This window comes from Pseudomonas fluorescens (assembly GCF_041354075.1).
Taxonomy (GTDB): Bacteria; Pseudomonadota; Gammaproteobacteria; order Pseudomonadales; family Pseudomonadaceae; genus Aquipseudomonas; species Aquipseudomonas fluorescens_CE.
The window spans coordinates 110,280-129,917 of sequence record NZ_JARZGC010000003.1 but is presented as its reverse complement, the minus strand read 5'-3'; the positions used below and the strand labels follow the sequence as shown (position 1 = coordinate 129,917).

The 19,638-nt window shown below is 51.5% G+C and carries 12 protein-coding genes; 7 read left to right on the top strand and 5 right to left on the bottom strand.

Going from position 1 to position 19,638, the window contains the following annotated elements; translation table 11 throughout:
- Positions 1-8 precede the first annotated feature (8 nt).
- Positions 9-1,205, bottom strand: coding sequence for a colicin E3/pyocin S6 family cytotoxin (locus tag QIW53_RS04775; RefSeq protein WP_371048520.1), 1,197 nt, complete (start codon positions 1,203-1,205; stop codon positions 9-11).
- Positions 1,206-1,509: 304 nt separating this feature from the next.
- Between QIW53_RS04775 and QIW53_RS04770 the strand changes: the two genes are divergently transcribed.
- Positions 1,510-1,875 (top strand): hypothetical protein, encoded by a 366-nt coding sequence (locus QIW53_RS04770; protein ID WP_371048519.1) that lies wholly within the window; start codon positions 1,510-1,512, stop codon positions 1,873-1,875.
- 23 nt (positions 1,876-1,898) lie between these two features.
- On the opposite strand, the gene QIW53_RS04765 is transcribed toward QIW53_RS04770, so the two are convergent.
- Both QIW53_RS04765 and QIW53_RS04760 read right to left on the bottom strand, forming a co-directional pair.
- The gene (locus QIW53_RS04765; RefSeq protein WP_371048518.1) at positions 1,899-2,612 is read right to left on the bottom strand and encodes an HNH endonuclease; all 714 of its coding nucleotides are present in this window, start codon (positions 2,610-2,612) and stop codon (positions 1,899-1,901) included.
- A gap of 117 nt (positions 2,613-2,729) precedes the next feature.
- Positions 2,730-3,293, bottom strand: coding sequence for a BRO-N domain-containing protein (locus tag QIW53_RS04760; protein ID WP_371048517.1), 564 nt, complete (start codon positions 3,291-3,293; stop codon positions 2,730-2,732).
- 1,417 nt (positions 3,294-4,710) lie between these two features.
- Between QIW53_RS04760 and QIW53_RS04755 the strand changes: the two genes are divergently transcribed.
- The 6 genes from QIW53_RS04755 (at position 4,711) to QIW53_RS04730 (ending at position 15,223) form a co-directional block, all read left to right on the top strand.
- Complete coding sequence (locus tag QIW53_RS04755; protein ID WP_371048516.1) at positions 4,711-6,801, top strand: UvrD-helicase domain-containing protein; 2,091 nt, start codon at positions 4,711-4,713, stop codon at positions 6,799-6,801.
- Positions 6,798-9,911, top strand: coding sequence for a helicase-related protein (locus QIW53_RS04750; protein WP_371048515.1), 3,114 nt, complete (start codon positions 6,798-6,800; stop codon positions 9,909-9,911). Before QIW53_RS04755 ends, QIW53_RS04750 begins: the two co-directional genes overlap by 4 nt.
- Complete coding sequence (drmB, locus tag QIW53_RS04745) at positions 9,908-11,746, top strand: DrmB family protein (protein WP_371048514.1); 1,839 nt, start codon at positions 9,908-9,910, stop codon at positions 11,744-11,746. The genes QIW53_RS04750 and drmB overlap by 4 nt, the downstream gene beginning before the upstream one ends.
- Before the next feature lies 1 nt (position 11,747).
- Entirely contained in the window at positions 11,748-13,433 is a 1,686-nt protein-coding gene (locus QIW53_RS04740) for a nuclease-related domain-containing DEAD/DEAH box helicase (protein WP_371048513.1), read from the top strand.
- Between the two features lie 520 nt (positions 13,434-13,953).
- Complete coding sequence (locus QIW53_RS04735; protein WP_371048729.1) at positions 13,954-14,556, top strand: protein NO VEIN domain-containing protein; 603 nt, start codon at positions 13,954-13,956, stop codon at positions 14,554-14,556.
- Positions 14,557-14,980: 424 nt separating this feature from the next.
- The gene (locus QIW53_RS04730) at positions 14,981-15,223 is read left to right on the top strand and encodes a hypothetical protein (protein ID WP_371048512.1); all 243 of its coding nucleotides are present in this window, start codon (positions 14,981-14,983) and stop codon (positions 15,221-15,223) included.
- Between the two features lie 90 nt (positions 15,224-15,313).
- On the opposite strand, the gene QIW53_RS04725 is transcribed toward QIW53_RS04730, so the two are convergent.
- Both QIW53_RS04725 and QIW53_RS04720 read right to left on the bottom strand, forming a co-directional pair.
- Positions 15,314-16,387 carry a DNA cytosine methyltransferase gene (locus QIW53_RS04725; protein ID WP_371048511.1) on the bottom strand — a complete coding sequence of 358 codons (1,074 nt, stop codon included), beginning with the start codon at positions 16,385-16,387 and terminating at the stop codon, positions 15,314-15,316.
- Positions 16,388-17,722: 1,335 nt separating this feature from the next.
- On the bottom strand, positions 17,723-18,970 hold the full coding sequence (locus QIW53_RS04720; RefSeq protein WP_192305765.1) for a ribonucleotide-diphosphate reductase subunit beta: 1,248 nt from the start codon (positions 18,968-18,970) through the stop codon (positions 17,723-17,725).
- Between the last annotated feature and the right edge of the window lie 668 nt (positions 18,971-19,638).

Here is a 19,638-nt window from a genome sequence, read left to right as displayed (position 1 = left end):
CTCTCGGCTTATTTAGGCGTGGTTCGTCCCGATTTCGCAGGTTTGGTTTGCTTACCCGTTTCTGGGTCGAATTCGCCCAGATGCTTTCCTTGTCTGTCATACATTTCAACAGCCCCATGTTGGGCGTCCCACTCGAAAATGCGACCTTTCGTATCTTTCCAACGCTTGCGCCGTGCGCCGCCACCTTGAACGCTGCTTTTGGATTTATCTTTTACCGCGTCAGGGAAGGCTTTCAGTTCCTTGGGTGCCTGATGGTATTTCTGATCGCCCACGCTCAGCACAATGTAAACCGGCTTCACTGATGAACCCACCGGAAACACAAGAATGAAATCCCTGTACTCAGGCGGATAGATCGGATCAACGATCATGCTGTCCGCCTGTTGGGTCGGCGGATAAACCCAGATGTGCGGTGCCTGCGGAGCGGCCTCCAGCTTGGGAATGCCCAGGATGTCGGCACCATCGACCGCCGGCGTCCAGATCAACTCAATGCCTTCCCCAAGATCCGCGACGTACTGGCTGTCACGCAGTGCGACCTGCACCACATCAACCATCTCCCAATCGCGGTGGTTGCCGGTGTAGAACCCGTAGCCCTTGAGACTGCCGTCCGCCTTTTGCTCGATTTGCAGGCGCATACGGGTGCGAGCCTGCTTGAGGGTTCGCAGTTGGTCTTCGTTATAGAGCGCGCTGTCGCCGAGGCGGGGTGACCAGAACACCGCCACCATACCCGTCAACACGGCCACCGTCGTAGCGCCGACGGCGGCGATGGTGCCCGCGACCGGCGCTGTGAGCGCAGGCGCGCGAAGTGCCAGTTGCCCGACGCCAAGCGAAACCGTGGAACCGCTGATCGTACGTAGTTTCAGCAGGCCATCGTCGTCCGCTTCGCGAGCGCCAAGCCAGGCGATCTCACCGTAATCCGCGAGGCTGTCGGTAGGCACTCGGCCCGAAGGGTTGGAATAGTTGATGACCGCGTCGGGCAGCTTGCAGGATTTGGCGAAGACGCAACCTGCATGCACCGTTTTTTGCTCGACCTCGTTGGCCTGACGTCTGCGCATGTAGTCGTCTTGCCTGGCGAGCATGGCTTCGTAGGCGTTTTGCCGGGTTTCGCGTTCGGCGAGTTCGGAGGGCGTCATGAAACGGTAGGTGACGTGATGGCCGTCACCGGAAGGAGGATTTCTGACCTTGGGAATGTCCGTTTCGCCAGCCACTGATTGTCCCTGTGTGTTCGTCCATCGGCAGCTCTGGAGAAGAGCAGGGCGACGTTATCGAACCGGAGAAATCGGGGCAGTAGGAGGCTTCTGGGATGACGTGAGGAATTGTCGCTGCTTCACGGGATGGCTACGCAATGTGCGAGCCACCGGTCTTTCTTGCAAATGTGAGAGCATCTCTACGACGCCTGACATCGCAGAGAGTTTGGTCTTGAAGACTGTTCCAGTTATGGTCAGGCACGTCACGCAACGCGAGCAACTTCCATCAACTGGATGATGACCCTTACCCCAAGGACCGTACCCTATGCCAACCCCTCTTTCCCTAGTCAGCGAACGCCTCAACAACCGCCAATTCACCGTAGCCGGCAACACCCACGGAGTCTCCGGCACAGGCACAGTCTTTCATTACCAGGTCGAAGGCGACGCCATTATCAGCACCTACCAAGGCGGCCGAATCCGCACCGGCCACCAGGTTGGCCGCATCACCGGCGACGACACCATCGAACTGCTTTATCACTGCATCACCACCGAAGGCGAAATCCTGGCCGGCTGGTCCCGTGGCACCGTGGCTGTCGATGAGGCAGGGCGGACGACGCTGGCGTTTGTGTGGGGGTGGTTGTCGGGGGCGGAGGGTGGTGGGGAGTCGAGTTATGTTGAGGTGGTGGGGTAGAGCCACACAGATTGATATCGCGGCTATTCGCGGATCAACCGCCCAACCTTTTCATAAAGTGACTCAGTAAATTCCACACTGTCATTCGAATGATGGCAACGCCGGTGACAGTTGGGGCAAAGCGCTACGGCGTTGCTGATTTGATCCGAACCTTTTAGGGCCAGGGGCCTGACGTGGTGGACTTCGAGAAACGGCAGGTCAAGTTTCAGAAATGGAGCAGGCTCGCCACAGCCTTCGCAATGTCCCTCGGCTTCCTTCCGAACCCAGGCTCTCACCTCAGGATCACGTACAAACGCCGTGCGAGAGCTGGCCGCCAGCTTCGGTTTCTTGATGCCCTTGGGCGGTGCATTCATTGGCTGTTTTTGAAGCGCGGCCGCTCGACGTTCGAGGGTTTCTTCGTCGGCTGTCGGTGCTTTGGGGTCGTCGGGCTTAACTCCCCGTTCAATCAGCACTGCGCGAATTGCCTGCTCGACCTTCGAGCCAACGTTTCTGGCGGGTTTGTAACCCTCAATGAACTTTCGATTCATGTTCATTAGGACAGTGGAGATGTTCTGCATCCGAAACTCGACCGAGCCTTTGGTACGAGTGAGCAAGGTCGTTTCTCGCAGAGCGAGATTCTCTTGGGCCTTCACGAATTTCTGACCATTGAGCTCCAGCGCGAGCATCTTCAAGTAGGCGTCAACAGCGGCCCGAATCTCGATCACGCTCCAGTCAGTGTCCTTTTTCTTTTCGCTCATACAGCCGCCGAGGGTTGAAAACCCTCGGACGATACTGATTAGCCATTACCGTTGTCTACGAAAATTCCTACAGAAAAGAATGATGAGTTTCGCGAGCGATCCTACAGTCGCGTTGCCTTAGCTCAGCGAATGCTTCGACGCCTGAAACATCTCCATCATCCTGCGCCGCCAAGGCTTGACCACTGGCATCCGATGTTGCGTGTGATCCACCAACAGATAAGGCATATCCCGCAGCCGAATCCATCCTTCTCCTTGCCAATGCAGCATGCTCAACGACATCTGCGGCCAATCCAACAAGCTCACCATTGGCCGGTCCAACTGATCCGAGCACTGCGCATCGCGCAGGGCTGGGACCACCTGATGGGTCAACCATTCCCGCAACAAACGGTTGCCTGGGACGTAGTGATACACCAGCAGCGCATACACCCCGGACTCACTGAGCATCAGCTGCTTTTCGGGTTGCCGGTAATACTCGATCCATAGAACGCGATGCTGATCCTTATCCAACTTGTGGACCATGCGATCACTCAGGTGAACACCCATCAGGCGACCGATGTCACGAGCGCAGAACCATGGTTGGTTTTCGAGGAGTAGGGCGTGAAGAGACAGGTTGTGGCGAGTAAAAACGGTCGAGCTGGAAGGCTCGGAGATGACCGAGCGTTGCGGGATGGTGGCAGGCATATCCATTACCTCTACGTACGAAGTTGAAGAGGGCCAAGCCCGACGTAGAGGATCTAAGAAATCCCAACAAGCGTTTTCTTCAAACAGTGCATATGTGGGCGGATGCCAGCATGCATTCTGTGTGATGAAGATAGCTTCTACGTTGGGCGTTTCTTAGGCACCTGCAATGAAGCATAGAGGTACTTTAAGGGGGCATCAATGGGGAAGAAACCGTAAATGTTGTAGGCAGGTTGGCGCTGTTAAGTGGGTGGAAACCACAGGTTTTCACTCACGGATAAACAGGCCGTCCTCCAAATTGATGGCTCTATGCTACCATCGTGTGTCGAAAAAATATCGCAAGGATGAAGTCGTGAAAAAGCCGAATACTGGTCGATTTGGCTACCGTTTCTGTTCTTTATCCCAACTCTCTTGAGCGCGGGAACCGTGAAATTTCCCCTGAAAGCGAGACGTTCTACTTCAAAGCGCTACCTTATCTGGAAAAGAGGCGGAAAATCAGCTCTTCAGAATTCGACGGGAGCTTCCGCCCGGTGCAATCATTCCGGAGGACAAGAAATCCCAATACGTGAACAAAGTGCTGTTGATATTGAGAGAAGTCGTACCGCTGCTCAAGCAATCAGCAGATGCCGGCCACCCTGCTGCGCAATTCAGGTTGGCATGGATATCTTCGCTTTTTGATGCTCGAGAGTCACTGTAGATTAGCAAGTTGACCTTCAAGTCATGCTGGGTGCTTGGAGTTGCAAGAGCAGAGCCTAGTCCGCCTGGGCGATCAGGCTTCACCTCCCGTTGAGTTCGAGCGGCAGCTACGACAACTCCTTCGCCGTAGATTACCGCCGCCTTTGGCTGTAATACAGAATCATTCTCTGATGGCTCATAGAGAGGAAGAGGGTAAGGGTTTACACATCCTGTAAGCAGGCCGAAAAGCAGTGCACAAACTGAACTGAATCCGTGCGCATAACATCCCCTTTGCGGGCTCTGACCACTAGATGTGGTCAAAATGGATGATAGCGTAAGAGTGGCATATTGTTTTCTTTGGATGTTTCAGTTGTCCTTGGTTTCATCGATTTCTCAACGTTTTCCATCTGTGTCGAACATCCGTGAAGCGTCTAGACTGTCGCTCAAGCCGGGGGTAATTCAGACCTCTCAGTAACTGTCACTGAGGCTAAAATCCAAGCATCTTCATCTGGGTGCTGGCAAATAGCCTTCATTTTAAGGCAGTATTCATAATCTGGAGCCTTGGAACCTACATGGAATGAACGCACTTTATGGGCTTGTCGATCATTAGGAAGCTAGACTGGCAACAGGTGCAGCGGTGTTCAGCCTTATGCACTGTTCGAGCATGGCGATTTGTAACGCTGAGCACTCTCACGCGGGAGGTAGAAAAGCTCATAGTGGAGAGGCAAGACCGAGGGGGCATCTCGTGACAGACATCTTGGTGTCGCTGGTTCGTGGCAACATAGTCATTGAGCAGATCCTCCGTCCGCTGCGCTTTCTTGATGGCAAACCGGCAATCACTTACCACAAAAGACTCTGGCCTATTCATGACGGTGTCGTTTACCTAGACGGGCTTCCTCCCCCTCCGTCACCACCGGTTTGTGATAGTGCGCTAGAGGTTCGTAAAAACCTTCCACCCTCACCTACAAACAGTTTGACCACGCTGAAACCAGCCCCATCTCTGGCCGTCGGCTGGGATTTTTCGCAGCGCGCAGTCATCTCTGCTCCTGTTGGTGCCAGATTGATTGTCGACGCGGGACCAGGGACAGGAAAAACCGCTGTTGCCTGCGCTAGGTTTGCCTCACTCATTGAACAAAGGTTAATTGAGCCGGTTAACTGTTTAATAGTTAGTTTCACGCAAACCGCTGTTCTTGAAATTCGCAACCGAATAGAAAGCTATCTCTCAGATCCAAAGGAAGCGGCGGGTATTAAAGTCGCAACTCTCGATGCTTATGCGTGGTCTTTACGATCAGGTTTTGATGAATCAGCTTCTCTTGCAGGTGGCTACGAAGAGGGCTTAGCGTCCGCTATTCGACTGATTACTGAAGATCCAGATGCCGCGGAGTATCTTGAGAGGGCGGAGCATGTGATCATCGATGAAGCACAGGATATTATCGGTGTTAGAGCTGCATTCGTCATGGAACTCATTCGAAAGCTTGCGTCAGATTGTGGAGTTACTGTCTTTGCCGATGAGGCTCAAGCTATCTATGGATTCGCTGAAGATACAAAGCAAGTAGTAACAGAGACCCCATCCCTCCTTGAGAGCCTGCGTAGCCTCCCAGGCTTCGAGTCCATGTCGTTAACGCAAGTCCACCGCACTTTTTCTCCTGAGTTACTAGAGATTTTCACTACGGTCCGGGGAATGGTGCTTGCGCCTGCGGAGAGTCCAGCGCGGCGTAGCGCAGACGTGCGAGCAGCTATCGAGCGCATAACGGGAGAGCCAGATCTAAGAGCGCAGACTCTCAACATTACTGGGCTCCCGGCTGCTTCCCTCGTGCTCTTCCGGCGTCGTGCAGAAGCGCTAATGGCATCAGCTCAGCTAAAAGATGTGCCGCATCGGTTGCGTCTTAGCGGTATGCCTAGCTGCCTGCCACCGTGGATTGCTGCTTGCTTCTTCGATTTCAAAGAGCTTCGACTAAAACGAGAGGAGTTTGAGGCTCTTTGGAGCGCACGAGTAGTTGATGTGCTTCCGGATAGCGGCACTATGGCCGACGCATGGGTCAAACTCTCCGAGCTTGCAGGATTGCCCGGCCAAACAATTGATATACGAGTCCTTAGGCGAAAGCTTGGCCGCCGCCAGCCTCCATCGTCACTATGTTTACAGGCTTTCGGATCCATAGGGCCAGTACTCGGAACTATTCATGGAAGCAAGGGGAGGGAAGCCGAAACGGTAGTTCTAATGCTACCCAGCAGCGACGCCTACGGCAATACGGATGAAGAAATGCGTGTCGCGTTTGTTGGAGCTACCAGAGCCCGAACTGAACTGCGTACTGGTAGTGGCTTCAAACTCTCCTCTGGGAGTCTATCTGAAAGCAAACGTGCGTACAGTTTCTTGCCAAGATGCGCAGAACACGCATTAATGACTGAGATAGGGCGGGAGGGTGATATTTGGGCTTCTGGTCTAACAGGCTCTGAACATTTTGACCAGGCCGGTGCAGCCTGGGCTCAGCAACGCTGTTTAGATCTTGTAGCTATGCCCAGAGTAGGACGTGCTACTCGCTCAAAGGAAACGAAGAATCTATATGCAATCGCTATCGATAATGAAGCGCCATTAGCGATCCTATCTCCGATCGTCCGAAACGATCTCTGGTCGTTAGCTAAAGTTATAAAGTCCAGTGAAAACCTCTACCCATCAACGCAAATAAATCACTTGCGCCTGATTGGCGCTCGAACAGTCGTACTAGCGCCTGACGATCAGGAAGCAACTCGCTTGCATGAGCCGTGGGCAACCAGTGGTTTTATGCTTGCACCGATGGTCATCGCCTACAGCAAAATACGATTCTGGAAGAAAAAATGAATCGAGAAGAAAATTTCCCGCGAGACCACGTGCTATCGCGCCTAGCTACTGACTTAGTTGGCCCGCGTCAAACAGATGAGTCTGTCAATTCTCGCCCTTCCGATATATACGCGACGGGAATACTGTGGCCGCAGAACAGTGCTCAGGATCCAGATGATGACGATGGTTTGGCCATTGAGGGAGAAGACTCTCATGACGAAGGGACTCCTGCTGATGAAGCTGAAGCTATACCCGCCATGTCTTTACGACGACCATCAGCAGCAGGAATATCATTTGCTGTGAGCTGTAATTCTGGCCCGCCTGTTGTGTCTGTATTTATTGAGTTCGGACTTTACTTGCCTGAAGTGCAGCCCGGTGCAACAGGTCCAAAAATGTGGCGCCGCAGAGCAATTGCGATCGAAATTGATCATCTTGAACTTACAACAGCGGTGTCCAAGCAATCGCTCAATAGGTTCGGAACTCCACCAGGCGTTGCGCTACATATGCGTGCCCTTAACATCGGAGATAAATGGCTTACCACGTTAACTTTAGTGAACGGCTCAACGCCCGAGCAGGGCAGAGATGAATCGGAATCCGCAACACTATTTCAAACAAGTTTGAAGGTTGTTCCTGTACATGGCACAAAGCTTGTTCCTAGACCGTCACGCAGGCCGAGTGTAGATTCGGACGACGAGTCTGCCGCGTTGCTTTACCGCACTGCGCACGAATTTGCAGCAGGCCATACTTGTGCTGCTGACTGGGAAGAGAATGCTGAAGGCACAGCTACATCTGTAAGCACTACTTGGCTGCCTTCCGTGATCGTTCCAGCTGTGGATGCCGGCGGCCACCAGATTTTTCTCGATTTAGCGAGTACAAGTGAGACGTTCGAGGCCTCCTGGCTCGCTACTGCTGCGCCTGACAAGCTCGAAGCTGCACTTGTTGGCATGTCACACTCCTATCGAAACTGGATTCAATTGCAAGAGGAAAAGCTAAAAGGGTTATCCTTAAGTCTTAAAGTAGCGGCTGAAAGAAATATCAGAAGATGCTACGAAGTCGCGGACCGAATGGAGGCCGGCGCAAGAAAAATCGCAAATGATCCTATACTGACTCGCGCCTTCCATCTCGCCAATAGAGCGATGATCATCCAATATAGCTGGGACACGGAAAAATCCGCTCGTGGTACTTTGCGGTGGCGCCCATTTCAGCTTGGTTTTCTTCTCCTTTCGGCTGAGTCGGCTGTTTATTCAGATCATCCCGCACGCGAAATCATGGACCTCTTGTGGTTTCCGACGGGAGGTGGGAAAACCGAAGCATATTTAGGGCTGATTGCGTTGACAGCCTTTTATCGGCGCCTTGCTAGAGGAGACGATGGGGCTGGAGTGGCCGCCGTTATGCGCTACACCCTACGGTTGCTTACTACCCAGCAATTCATACGCGCCTCAGCGCTTATCATGGCGTGTGAAAAAATTCGCCGTGAATCCTCTGACCTTGGCAATACGCCTTTTTCGATTGGTCTGTGGGTGGGGGGAGACGCATCGCCCAATTCGCGTAAGGGCTCGTACGCATCCCTGAAGGGAGAGAGCGGAGCTTCTCCCAAACAGCTACAAACTTGTCCCGCTTGTGGAGAACGTCTTAAATGGACGCAGACTTCTAGTGACGCCCCTGTGCTCGTTCATTGCGTCAATAATTCCTGCCAGCTACACGCTAATGGCTTACCATTGCCAATATGGACGGTTGACGAAGATATATACGAAGTACGACCGACGTTACTTATTGGCACGGTAGATAAGTTTGCACAGATAGTCCGCAAAGCGGCGATAAATCGGTTGTTCGGACTGGATAACGGTCAGGTACCAAATTTAATTATTCAAGATGAACTCCATTTGATTTCTGGGCCTCTAGGGACAGTGACGGGACTCTATGAAGCTGCTTTCGATCTTATGCTGTCGTCCCAAGGTGCGAAACCCAAAGTAATAGGTTCAACAGCTACCATTCGGCGAGCAGCGGACCAAGTTCTTGCTCTTTTCGAACGGAATATTTGCCAGTTTCCTCCTCCTGCCATTGATCATGAAGACTCCGGTTTTGCCGTAATCGCTCGTAAAGCAGCAGGGCGGCGATATGTGGGTATCGCATCAGCAGGTCGGTCCGCCAAGTACACACTCCAAGCAGCATCTGCGTCCCTATTGCAGTCGGGGAAAGGGGCCTTCGATACTCCCCAAAAAGCAGATCCCTACTGGACGTTAGTGGCTTACTTTAACTCACTTCGTGAGCTAGGCGGCTCTCTCGTCCTCATGCAAGACGACGTTAATGACAGTTTGAGAACTCTTTCCGCTCTGAGGGGGGAAAAACAAAGGCTCTGCGAGAATATCGAAGAGCTAACTTCTCGACGGTCTCAAGACGATGTACGGAACATGCTGGAACTACTGGCTATTCCTGCGATTAAGCAAGGTGCTCTAGATGCGGTGCTAGCAACGAATATGCTGTCAGTGGGCGTAGACATTCCCCGCTTGGGTCTGATGCTTGTCTACGGCCAACCTAAAGGTATTGCCGAATATATCCAGGCCACAAGCCGCGTAGGTCGCGGTGATGTTGCTGGATTGGTTGTGTCGGTGTTAAACAGTGCAAAAGCTCGAGACCGGTCTCATTTTGAGACATTCCGAACTTGGCATTCGACCCTATATCGCGACGTTGAAGCAACTAGTGTAACCCCTTTTGCATCCCGCGCACGGGACCGGGCTCTGCACGCGGTCCTGGTTGCAGCGGTCCGTCATCTTGTTCCAGGAATGTTGGAACAACCGGTTCTTGATGCTAACGCAGAAACTGCAGCCCGTGCGTTGATATCTAAGATCACCGCGAGGGCTGCTCGCATAGATCCTGATGAAACTGCAGTTGAGGATGAGTTGCTAGAGCGCCTTGATAACTGGTCTGCACGCAATGCAAGTAATTACTGGCATGAATTCAAACCACGTGACTCGTTACTCCAGAGTGCTGAGCGTGCGGCCACTGAAAAAGCGTTGGGTCGCAGCCCTGGCGAAGCTTGGCCGACAATGAATAATATGCGCAGCGTAGAAACCGGTACGCCTTTCAGGCTAGCGGAGAGGCTACGTACTGATGGGGAACTAGGTAAATGAGTAATGAATTAGGAGATCTTCGCCGCAGTTCAGTTGTAGCCACCTTTGGCCCCGGCGCAATTATTGATTTCAGAGCCGAACAGGCAACGATTTCCGCAGTCGCTGCTGGGCTCGAAGAGTGGGATCGATCTTTTCCCCCCGCAGGTCTCAGAAACGAACAGTGTATTCATGAACCCAGACTCCAGCGAAAACTAGGAGTCCATGGTTTTCGTTTGCCGCCGGTAACAGATCCCGCAAGGGCTAAGAAGGGGAATGGAGACAAACGTTCGTTGGTAGCTGCGCGGTTTCCAGGATGGCTGCAATGTCCTAGATGTAATCGTATTGCTCCACAGAAAAAATGGGGACATGAGCCTGGGAAGGCTTTTAGATATTGTTCCTGTCTATCTGGTAAAGGTGTAGCAGGGCGCACGTACGTTGTACCTGTTCGATTTGTTATGGCGTGTCCAAATGGTCACCTTGACGACTTTCCATGGCACTGGTGGGTGAATCACGAAGAAGGATGCGCGGGGCGTAGTGACTTCCTTCACTTGGAGTCGGAGCGGCCCGGACATGCTGGACTGATTCTTAGCTGCCCTCAATGCAATGCGCGGAAATCAATGGATGGGATTTTCTCAAATCAAACCTGGGAGAGGTTTTCGACCTGTTCAGGCAAACGTCCATGGCTCGCAGGTCCAGATCAAAATTGCAGTCATCATCCCCAAGCCGTTCAGCGAGGGGCATCAAACCTATATTTTCCCGTTATCGAATCAGCTTTAAGTATCCCGCCGTGGTCCGACCGACTTCAGGAGGTGATAGGTATTTACTGGGACGCGATTGTTACCGTGGAGTCAGGTCAGAGGGTGAGCTTTGTTCGGATGCTTGCAGAAAACGTCTTGGCTCCGGCACTTAAGGAGTTGCACGTAACACCAGAGCAGCTTGTTGCCCAAATTGACTACCGTATTAATCAATATGCCCAGCCAGTAACAGATCTAAAGCAGGAAGAGTATCGCCAGCTAACCTCTGGCCAAAATGCTGATGGTGATGTGGATAGAGAGTTTGAAGTTAGAAATGTGGCTGTTCCAATGGACCTTATACCGTGGTTTAGCAGCATTGTTAAAGTGGTGCGTTTAAGGGAGGTTCGTGCTTTAAAAGGTTTTACTCGAATAGTCCCTCCGGGGGACGAGAACCGCGATTTAGCAGCGCTCTCGCTTCAACCGTTGACGTGGTTGCCCGCTATTGAAGTCCGGGGTGAAGGATTTTTCCTCGAATTTAATTTAGAGCACCTCGTCAAGTGGGAAACAGAACAGAAATGGGTGCAAGATCGAGCGGAAGTACTGGATCTGGCGTGGAAGCATGAATGGCGAGAGCGTTATGGTGCTGACACGGAGTTGCCTGAGTGCATCACCCCACGGTTTTTGCTAATTCACACATTTGCGCATGCGTTGATGCGACAGTTAACTCTCGAGTGTGGATACTCAAGTGCGTCCCTTCGGGAAAGGATTTATGCGTCGGTTGGCGAGCTCCCTATGGCTGGGCTATTGATATTCACTGCCACTTCTGACGCAGATGGTACTTTGGGAGGTCTCCAACGGCAGGCGGATTCGACACGGATTGTCAGGACGGTGGAGGCTGCTATTGCGTCGATGGAATGGTGCTCATCTGACCCATTATGTATTGAAGATATGTTCGCGCGTCCGGGCAGCTTTCTGCTCGCCGCATGTCACGCCTGTGTACTAGCGCCAGAAACATCTTGCGAGTACTTCAACAGATTTCTTGATCGCGCCTTATTAGTTGGTCCAGCAGGCACCTCTCAGCACGGATACTTTTCAGACATGCTTCCTGGGAGAAAAAAATAAAATGGCAACTATGTGGCCTAAGTCTTTGCCCCGTGAAGTTCTTGAAAATCCTTTGCGATCGGCAGAAGTTAGAATTTATAACTCTCTGAAAGATGCATTGGGCACGCCATTCACTGTGTTTTATAGTCGTCCTTGGCTTGGGATGACTCCAACTGGGGCAGAACGGGATGGCGAATGCGATTTCCTGGTTGCTCATTCTGATCTAGGAATCTTAACGCTTGAAGTTAAGGGTGGTGCAATTGCATATGACCCAGCATCTAACAACTGGACCAGTCGGGACAGACATGGGTTTGTACACGGCATCAAAGATCCTGTCGCACAAGCTCGGAGCGCCAAATACAATATCCTTCAACAGCTTCGCAACTCAGCAGTGTGGCGTTCACGCCGAATACGCGCGCATCACGGAATAGTATTTCCTGATAGCGCCGTTCCACGGGTTGGATTAAGTGCAGAGGCGCCAAGACAGATTGTGTGCTCATGTGAAGATCTACATGACCTGAGAACTTGGATACTTGCACGAATGAGGGCTGGCTATCCCCTATCTGACGGTGAGGAGCTTCTGGGCCGAGACGGTTTGACTGCTCTGGAAGATTTGCTAGCCCGTCCTTTTATGCTGAAAGTTCCATTAGGTCACCAGTTAGCAGAAGATGAACACGCTTTACAGGCGTTGACTCCTCAGCAATTTCATATATTGGAAGCTATTCAAGATGTGCACAAAGTAGGAATTGCGGGTGGGGCGGGAACCGGTAAAACTGTACTGGCTCTGGAAAGCGCGCGCCGCTTCGCAGATTCGGGTAACAGGACCCTTTTGGTATGTTACAACCAGCCCCTAGCGGCTGAATTGAAACGAAAATTGAATGGCATAAAAAACGTTGAAACAGCTAGTTTTCACGAAGCATGCCTACAGTTGGCAGGGCGAGCTGGTATTACTTTTGAGGTAACTGATAATGCTTCTTTTTTTGAAGAGACTGCACCTGAACTGCTGATGGAGGCAGTCGATGCCAATCCACAATTGGCCTTCGATGCTATTGTCGTCGACGAGGGGCAAGATTTTAGGCCTCTGTGGTGGATAGCGTTAGAGTCTCTAATGCGACCGGGTGAGCGTTCTCGTCTCCAAGTCTTCTATGATTGCAACCAACGAATATACGATCGTGGTGGTCGACCGCCAGATGGGGTAGAGCTTGTTCCGATACGACTCACACGTAACTTACGAAATACCTGTCAGATCCACGCGGCTGCAATGCGGCATTATGCTGGTCATAAAATTCTGGATAATAACCTCGTGGGTGTCGAAGTAGAGGCCGTGCCAGCAACCAGCCTCGCTATAGCCTTAGAGTCAATCGACATTAAAATTAGGGACCTCATAGGGTCCGAGCGAATTCTACCGTGCGACATTGCGGTACTTACTTCATCACCTCGTATAGCCAGTAGAATCACTTCGAATGGTCGATTGGCCGGTGAGCTGATTTGCAATGCTAGCGCTCCTGATGAGGACGCAATTACAGTTGATACTATTCGTCGGTTTAAGGGGTTGGAGCGCAGCGTAGTAGTGCTGCTCGCTACGCAAGATTTGCTGGAAGTGCCCGAGTTGGCTTATGTTGCTTTGTCTAGGCCAAGGGTGCTCTTATATATCTGCGGTTTCCCTGATGTGCTTGCAGCAATATTGGCGCCGCAGATAATACCTTGAATAATGTGGGCTAAATTTCAAGCTCTGAGTTGCGGGAGCTGAATGTTACTCTTGTGAAGATCTTCAGCCTGCGATAAGTATGGAGGCGATGCTGATAGATTTGAGGTTGGGATACTCGCGAGTTAGATTTCTTAATTTGTGCATCGTGCGATAAGGTGGAGGGTGGATAAGCGTGGCTCAAAAATGTTGGCTCCTCCTAGAAAAATCAGATGAGACAAGAATCTCCAAAGGTATCGATGGTTATCAAGATAAGACTGCTGAAGTATATCGATACGATAGCTTTGTTCCGAATTACAAAAATATTAAGACTGGCGATGTGGCGATTCTTCGCAAAGAGGGCGACATACTTGGCTCTGGTCGAATTGGATTAATCGTTGAAGCCCCATCTATAAAAACACACCGACGTTGCCCCTCTTGCAAGTCAACCGATATTAGGAAGCGTAAAACAAAAACACCGAAATGGAAGTGCGGTCGTTGCACGACCGAATTCTTCGAGCCAGGGACCACGCAGGCTTCAGTTATGTCTTTCACAGCAAATCTTGAAGGTTTTGTGCGTTTCGGGAGTCCACCGTCCGTTCAGGCCATAAAGTTGTGTGCTGCTTGCGGTGATGGTCTTGCATCTCAGTTGTCCATGTTGGAGCTGGATTTGAAGTTGGTGAGGGGGCTTTTGGAAGGAACTGATATCCAATTATCACCTCGATCTCGCGCGGGAGACTCGGGGCAAGGCCTAGGGTTGTCACCGGAGGAGCGTAAGTGCGTTGAGCTTCATGCGATGGGAATCGCACGTAAGCTATATGAGGAGGCCGGATGGTTGGTAATCGATACTTCGGCTGCACATCCCTATGACCTGCGTGCAGTGCGGAACGCTGAAAGGCGTTTTATTGAGGTTAAGGGGACGACTGGGGGAGGCGCTTCTATAATTCTAACGAGTGGGGAAGTGGTTCATGCTAGGGCCAATCCCCAAGAATGTGCTCTGATAGTGGTTTCTGAGATTAGGCTAGTCAACGACGCGAATGGCTTTTATGCGTCAGACGGAAAGGTCAGCACTCACCTTGAATCATGGTATCCAGCAGAGGAGCGCCTTGAGGCTACTCAATATCGATATCGCATTAAGACATATTAGGGTTTTATAAAGGTCGCGGCGTTGTTTTATGGACGACGTTGGCAAAATGAGGAAACGGAAAGCGACTGCGAGTTACTGTTGTCAGCGGTTGAGTTCTTTTAAAAATATACTATTGGTTGATGAATATGCGCCAAGCTGACTGCGATGTAATGAGGTGACTCGTGGGGCAAGCGGAATGATAGGGAAAGTTTTCCGCCTGATCTACTAGTCAATGGCTGCAAACTCAGGAGAACGATGGCTATACTCAGATCACAATACACGCTTGAGCTGATCTATAAAAAGGAACCATGGCTACGCATAAGGATCTAGCTGGCAGTAGTAAGCTAGTGGGTGATGAAGAGATTCCCCTGATAGCTCAACGGGAAGAGCTTGCGGCAAGCTGGCTAGCGTATATGCGTATTGCGTGCATGGGGATCAGCCTGACATGTTGGCTTTAGCATTTCGCGTCAGTCCTGATGTGCCGCGAGTTTTTACGCCGAGTGTAGGAGGAGTAACGGTGGTGCCTTCATTAGAGCCGAAGCGCGCATCTAAAGTCGCTAAGCAAGCCGCTAAGCTGCAATATCTTGATTATGCCATCGTCAAGGATACAGATCTTTGTACGGAGGCGGTGAGTGGAACAACTTCGCTGCTTGAGTCAGCAAAATACGATATCCCTGAGTGGCGGTGATGGCTTGCCGCTCATGACCAGAGACCTATGACCGTTACATGAATACTCTTGATTGAAGTAGGCGAAGTAGATTGTCTTTCTACTTCGCTTTTATTTCTTTCTAGGTTTTATGGATTTTTTTACTGCGGCCGCGATACTTTTTCCGAGTAGTGGTGGTACTGCATTAGATACCTGTTCGACTTGCTGTGATAAATTGCCTTCTAAAACGAAACTCGAAGGAAAGCTTTGCAATAGCATCGCTTCATAAATGCTGAGTCGTCTCGTTCCATTTGGATGAATGTGTATTTCGCGATGTCCGAATGCGATTGTAGGACTTGCATCATTCCATGATAGACGCTTAAAACTACGACCATTTGGATGCTCGCCATCTGGATCACTGAATCGCGGAGATTTTGGATTCATAGTCCAGTGGTTGGGGTGCACAGGTATATCTCCCGGCTTCAATTTTCGATCAAAAAAAGTTGGCTCAGCGAGTGCGCCTATAGCTTCCTGTACTGTTCTTAGTCCAGTTCTTTTTTTCGGGCGTACTTCATCATAGTCTTGACCTGCGCGTAGAGCGGATAACACGATCCTGCGTCGATTTTGAGGTACGCCAAAATCTAAGGCGCATAGTTCCTTCTCCGTAACACAGAAACTGAGAGATTCAAGCCCTTTAATCAATGCCTCATAGGTTGATGCATGCTTTTTGTCGCGAATTCCAAGAACATTCTCAAATACAACAAATTCAACGATGTAATCAGCTTGGAGCCTCTTAACTATATCCAGATATAGTTGTGGCAACTGATTTCGAGGGTCGTCAACTTTCGAGTTCGTGTTGGCGCGTGAAAAACCTTGGCAGGGTGGGCCGCCGATCAATCCAATACGGCTTTTAGGCTTTACGCGAGATGTAACCAGTTCGAACACTCCTTCGGGTTCAAGCTTTATCAAGTCGGCAGCAACGCTACGAGTTTTAGGAAAGTTTTTTTTATGTGTGCTGATAGCAGCAGCAGATATATCAATCGCAATTGGAATCTGAAAGCCCTCTTGATGAAAGCCCCAATCGAGCCCGCCTGCTCCACAGAACAAACTGATGATTTTGGGAAGGCCTGTAGGCTTGCGCACAGCAGTTATGGATTGTGCTGATACCTTGCTGTCTTTTTGGGCATCTGGATTTTTGACATCCATATCTATGTACATCTTTGCCGCCTATTGAGTGTGCGATCGCGCGTGAACCAAGAGGAAGCGCAGAATTCAGCTGATTTTATGGAAAGCTTATGTGCTTGGCTAACGCGTCGCCCAAGCATTGCTCGATACAGCGCGACGTTTAGCTGCAGTCAATTCTACCTGAATGGAAGCCGTCTGGAGAGCTTTTGAGAGAGGAGAGGTCTGAGGTGATTCGACCAAGGCTGTGGGCGCGACAAGTGTCCAGTGTGCTCATTTTAGCTTTTTTGGTGCCCGCGACGGGGCCACGTTGTATCTTGGTGAAGGTATAAATAAACGAGGGCCAATCAATTGGCCGTCATTTCTTGCGTATTCAATCCAAACGCGTACTTCGTTTAACATAAAATAATTTGTCGTCCGCAGAGTGCGGTATTTATTTTCGCGAAGATGTTGTTGGGAATTAGTCTTTTCTGGGCAAAAAATTGCTGTTCAGTTATCGATGGGCGTTACCTAGAATAGTGAGGTAGAGAAGGTCTGGTTGCACGGCTCAACGTATAATGAACCCGAATTTGTGCTTTTCTTTGGCACCACTGAAAGTGACTTGGGTGTCAGCACATTGCAAAAAGCGCGACAGATGAATTTTTTTCTGCAGATTGGATGGCGAAGAGCCATTGATATTCATCCCTGCCACCCCAATGTTGCTTTTAGCAAGCCCACTAGGGAGCTTGTTCCGATATTTATAGGATGAAAAACATGGCGCTCTTTGTTTTAAAGTGGCTTGAGCCAGCAGAGGGTTTTGCTGAAGCGGCAGCATATTTTGAGCTGTCGACCTCGGGGGGAGAGCCCTTCTCCTTAGGGTTCCAAGGAGTACTGACCGATGGGGAGACTCCTCTTTATGTGGAGATTCCGTAAGAACATGGTTTGACATGGAACTTCCATGTTGAGAAAGCAGGTGGCGGCATTCCGGCGATATCGACTGGGAGCCTGAACGTCGGCCTGCTCCAGAGAAAGTTTTGAATGTGGCGTGCGGAGGGGAGCATACGTGCGGCAATGTCATTGTTTACCTTGGATCGCGACCTCCTATGCTAGTCGCAGCATTACCTGAAAATACCCCTGTCTAATCAAGTTGGCTCGCGCACGCCTTGTACTGGTAATCAGCCTTTCATAATTTTTTTTTCGTACATAACAGATCGGGCGCTGATGGAAGCTCTTTAAAAAACAGCCGTACATACCAAAGAAGGCCGCTTATGCGGCCTTCTTTTCTGCACATCAGTTCATCTAGCCTTTGTGGCGTATGTCGATTATTTCAAGTAACGTGAAAAAAATTCAGCGTGTCTTGAAAAAATACGCACCCAGGAATCAATCCCAGCTCAAAGCCCCACCAGTCTGATACTCAATAACCCTCGTCTCAAAGAAGTTCTTCTCTTTCTTCAAGTCCATGATCTCGCTCATCCATGGGAACGGGTTAGTGGTGCCTGGGTACTCTTCTTTCAGGCCGATCTGCGACAGGCGACGGTTGGCGATGAACTTGAGGTAGTCCTCCATCATCGCCGCGTTCATGCCCAGCACGCCGCGAGGCATGGTGTCGCGGGCGTATTCGATTTCCAGTTGGGTGCCTTGCAGGATCATCTGCGAGGCTTCTTCCTTCATTTCGGCATCCCACAGGTGCGGGTTTTCGATTTTGATCTGGTTGATCACGTCGATGCCGAAGTTCAGGTGCATGGATTCGTCGCGCAGGATGTATTGGAACTGCTCGGCGACGCCGGTCATTTTGTTGCGGCGGCCCATGGAGAGGATCTGGGTGAAGCCGCAGTAGAAGAAGATGCCTTCCAGGACGCAGTAGTAGGCGATCAGGTTGCGCAGCAGTTCTTTGTCGGTTTCGACGGTGCCGGTTTCGAACTTCGGATCGGAGATGGAGCGGGTGTACTTGAGGCCCCAGGTGGCTTTTTTCGCGACCGATGGGATCTCGTGGTACATGTTGAAGATTTCACCTTCGTCCATGGCCAGCGATTCGATGCAGTACTGGTAGGCGTGGGTGTGGATCGCTTCTTCGAAAGCCTGGCGCAGGATGTACTGGCGGCATTCCGGGTTGGTGATCAGGCGGTAGACGGCCAGCACCAGGTTGTTGGCGACCAGGGAGTCGGCGGTGGAGAAGAAGCCGAGGTTGCGCATGACGATGCGGCGTTCGTCGTCGGTCAGGCCTTCCGGGTTTTTCCAGAGGGCGATGTCGGCGGTCATGTTGACTTCTTGCGGCATCCAGTGGTTTGCGCAGCCGTCCAGGTATTTCTGCCAGGCCCAGTCGTACTTGAAGGGCACGAGCTGGTTGAGGTCGGCGCGGCAGTTGATCATGGCTTTTTCGTCGACGGCGACGCGTGCGGAGGCGCCTTCGAGTTCGGCCAGGCCTTCGGCGATGTCGAGGTTGTCCAGGGCGGTCTTGGCACGGACCACGGCAGGCGAGTCAGTGGCCGTTACGGCGCGGGCTTCCAGGGCGGCGGCACCGCCGGCGCTGTCGAGACGGTCCATATTGGCTTCGGTGGGGTGGCCGGCGTTAGCGCTCTTTGCCACGACTTCCGTGTCTTCTTTGTCGAATTCGTCCCAGCTCAGCATGACGTGTCGTCTCCTGCGTGAGGGCCAGAGTGCCCGTGTGAAATTGGATGGTCTGTTTTTTCACACGGCCTTGTTGGCCGCGTTGATAGCGTTTTTTGCAGCGGTACACGCAGGCAAATAAACATGAATTTTTACCGGGTTCCGAGAGCCACTGACGGGCGCAGAAATCGTTGAGGACTTCGGCGTGGGCTTCAGACTGGCAGTCCTCCCTGTAAGGGAATATTGCAGGCCGGGTTTAGGCGGCATTATAGGGAAATTTTTGCGGCCGTGGTGGGGCGAATCCGCGCACGAAGCGCTCGAGCAGGAGGGTTTTTCGGTCGGAGCGAGGGTTTACAGGGCTTTGGCCGCAGATGGCGGGCGCAGATTTTTTTTGATTAATTTTTCCGGTCGGTTTTTTTTGTTCAAAAAATAGGCAAAAAACCGGTTTTTTACTACATCTTGTGTTTTGGATCGGTTTTTGACCGGCCTGGACACAACTAAGCCCGACCGAAGTCGGGCTGTGAAGTCATGCCGGACGATCAGCTAAGGCGAGCGGCACCCACGTGATCCGAACCATCGGCAGCCAGCTTGGAAGCACCGACGTGATCAGCGCCATCGGCAGCCAGCTTGGAAGCACCGACGTGATCAGCGCCATCGGCAGCCAGCTTGGAAGCACCGACGTGATCAGC

Excerpts from the sequence above, each read along its gene's own strand:
- QIW53_RS04750 (WP_371048515.1), top strand. The coding sequence starts at position 6,798 with ATGAATCGAGAAGAAAATTTCCCGCGAGACCACGTGCTATCGCGCCTA.
- drmB (WP_371048514.1), top strand. The coding sequence starts at position 9,908 with ATGAGTAATGAATTAGGAGATCTTCGCCGCAGTTCAGTTGTAGCCACC.
- QIW53_RS04760 (WP_371048517.1), bottom strand. The coding sequence starts at position 3,293 with ATGCCTGCCACCATCCCGCAACGCTCGGTCATCTCCGAGCCTTCCAGC.
- QIW53_RS04730 (WP_371048512.1), top strand. The coding sequence starts at position 14,981 with ATGTTGGCTTTAGCATTTCGCGTCAGTCCTGATGTGCCGCGAGTTTTT.
- QIW53_RS04765 (WP_371048518.1), bottom strand. The coding sequence starts at position 2,612 with ATGAGCGAAAAGAAAAAGGACACTGACTGGAGCGTGATCGAGATTCGG.
- QIW53_RS04740 (WP_371048513.1), top strand. The coding sequence starts at position 11,748 with ATGGCAACTATGTGGCCTAAGTCTTTGCCCCGTGAAGTTCTTGAAAAT.
- QIW53_RS04770 (WP_371048519.1), top strand. The coding sequence starts at position 1,510 with ATGCCAACCCCTCTTTCCCTAGTCAGCGAACGCCTCAACAACCGCCAA.
- QIW53_RS04720 (WP_192305765.1), bottom strand. The coding sequence starts at position 18,970 with ATGCTGAGCTGGGACGAATTCGACAAAGAAGACACGGAAGTCGTGGCA.
- QIW53_RS04725 (WP_371048511.1), bottom strand. The coding sequence starts at position 16,387 with ATGGATGTCAAAAATCCAGATGCCCAAAAAGACAGCAAGGTATCAGCA.
- QIW53_RS04735 (WP_371048729.1), top strand. The coding sequence starts at position 13,954 with ATGTCTTTCACAGCAAATCTTGAAGGTTTTGTGCGTTTCGGGAGTCCA.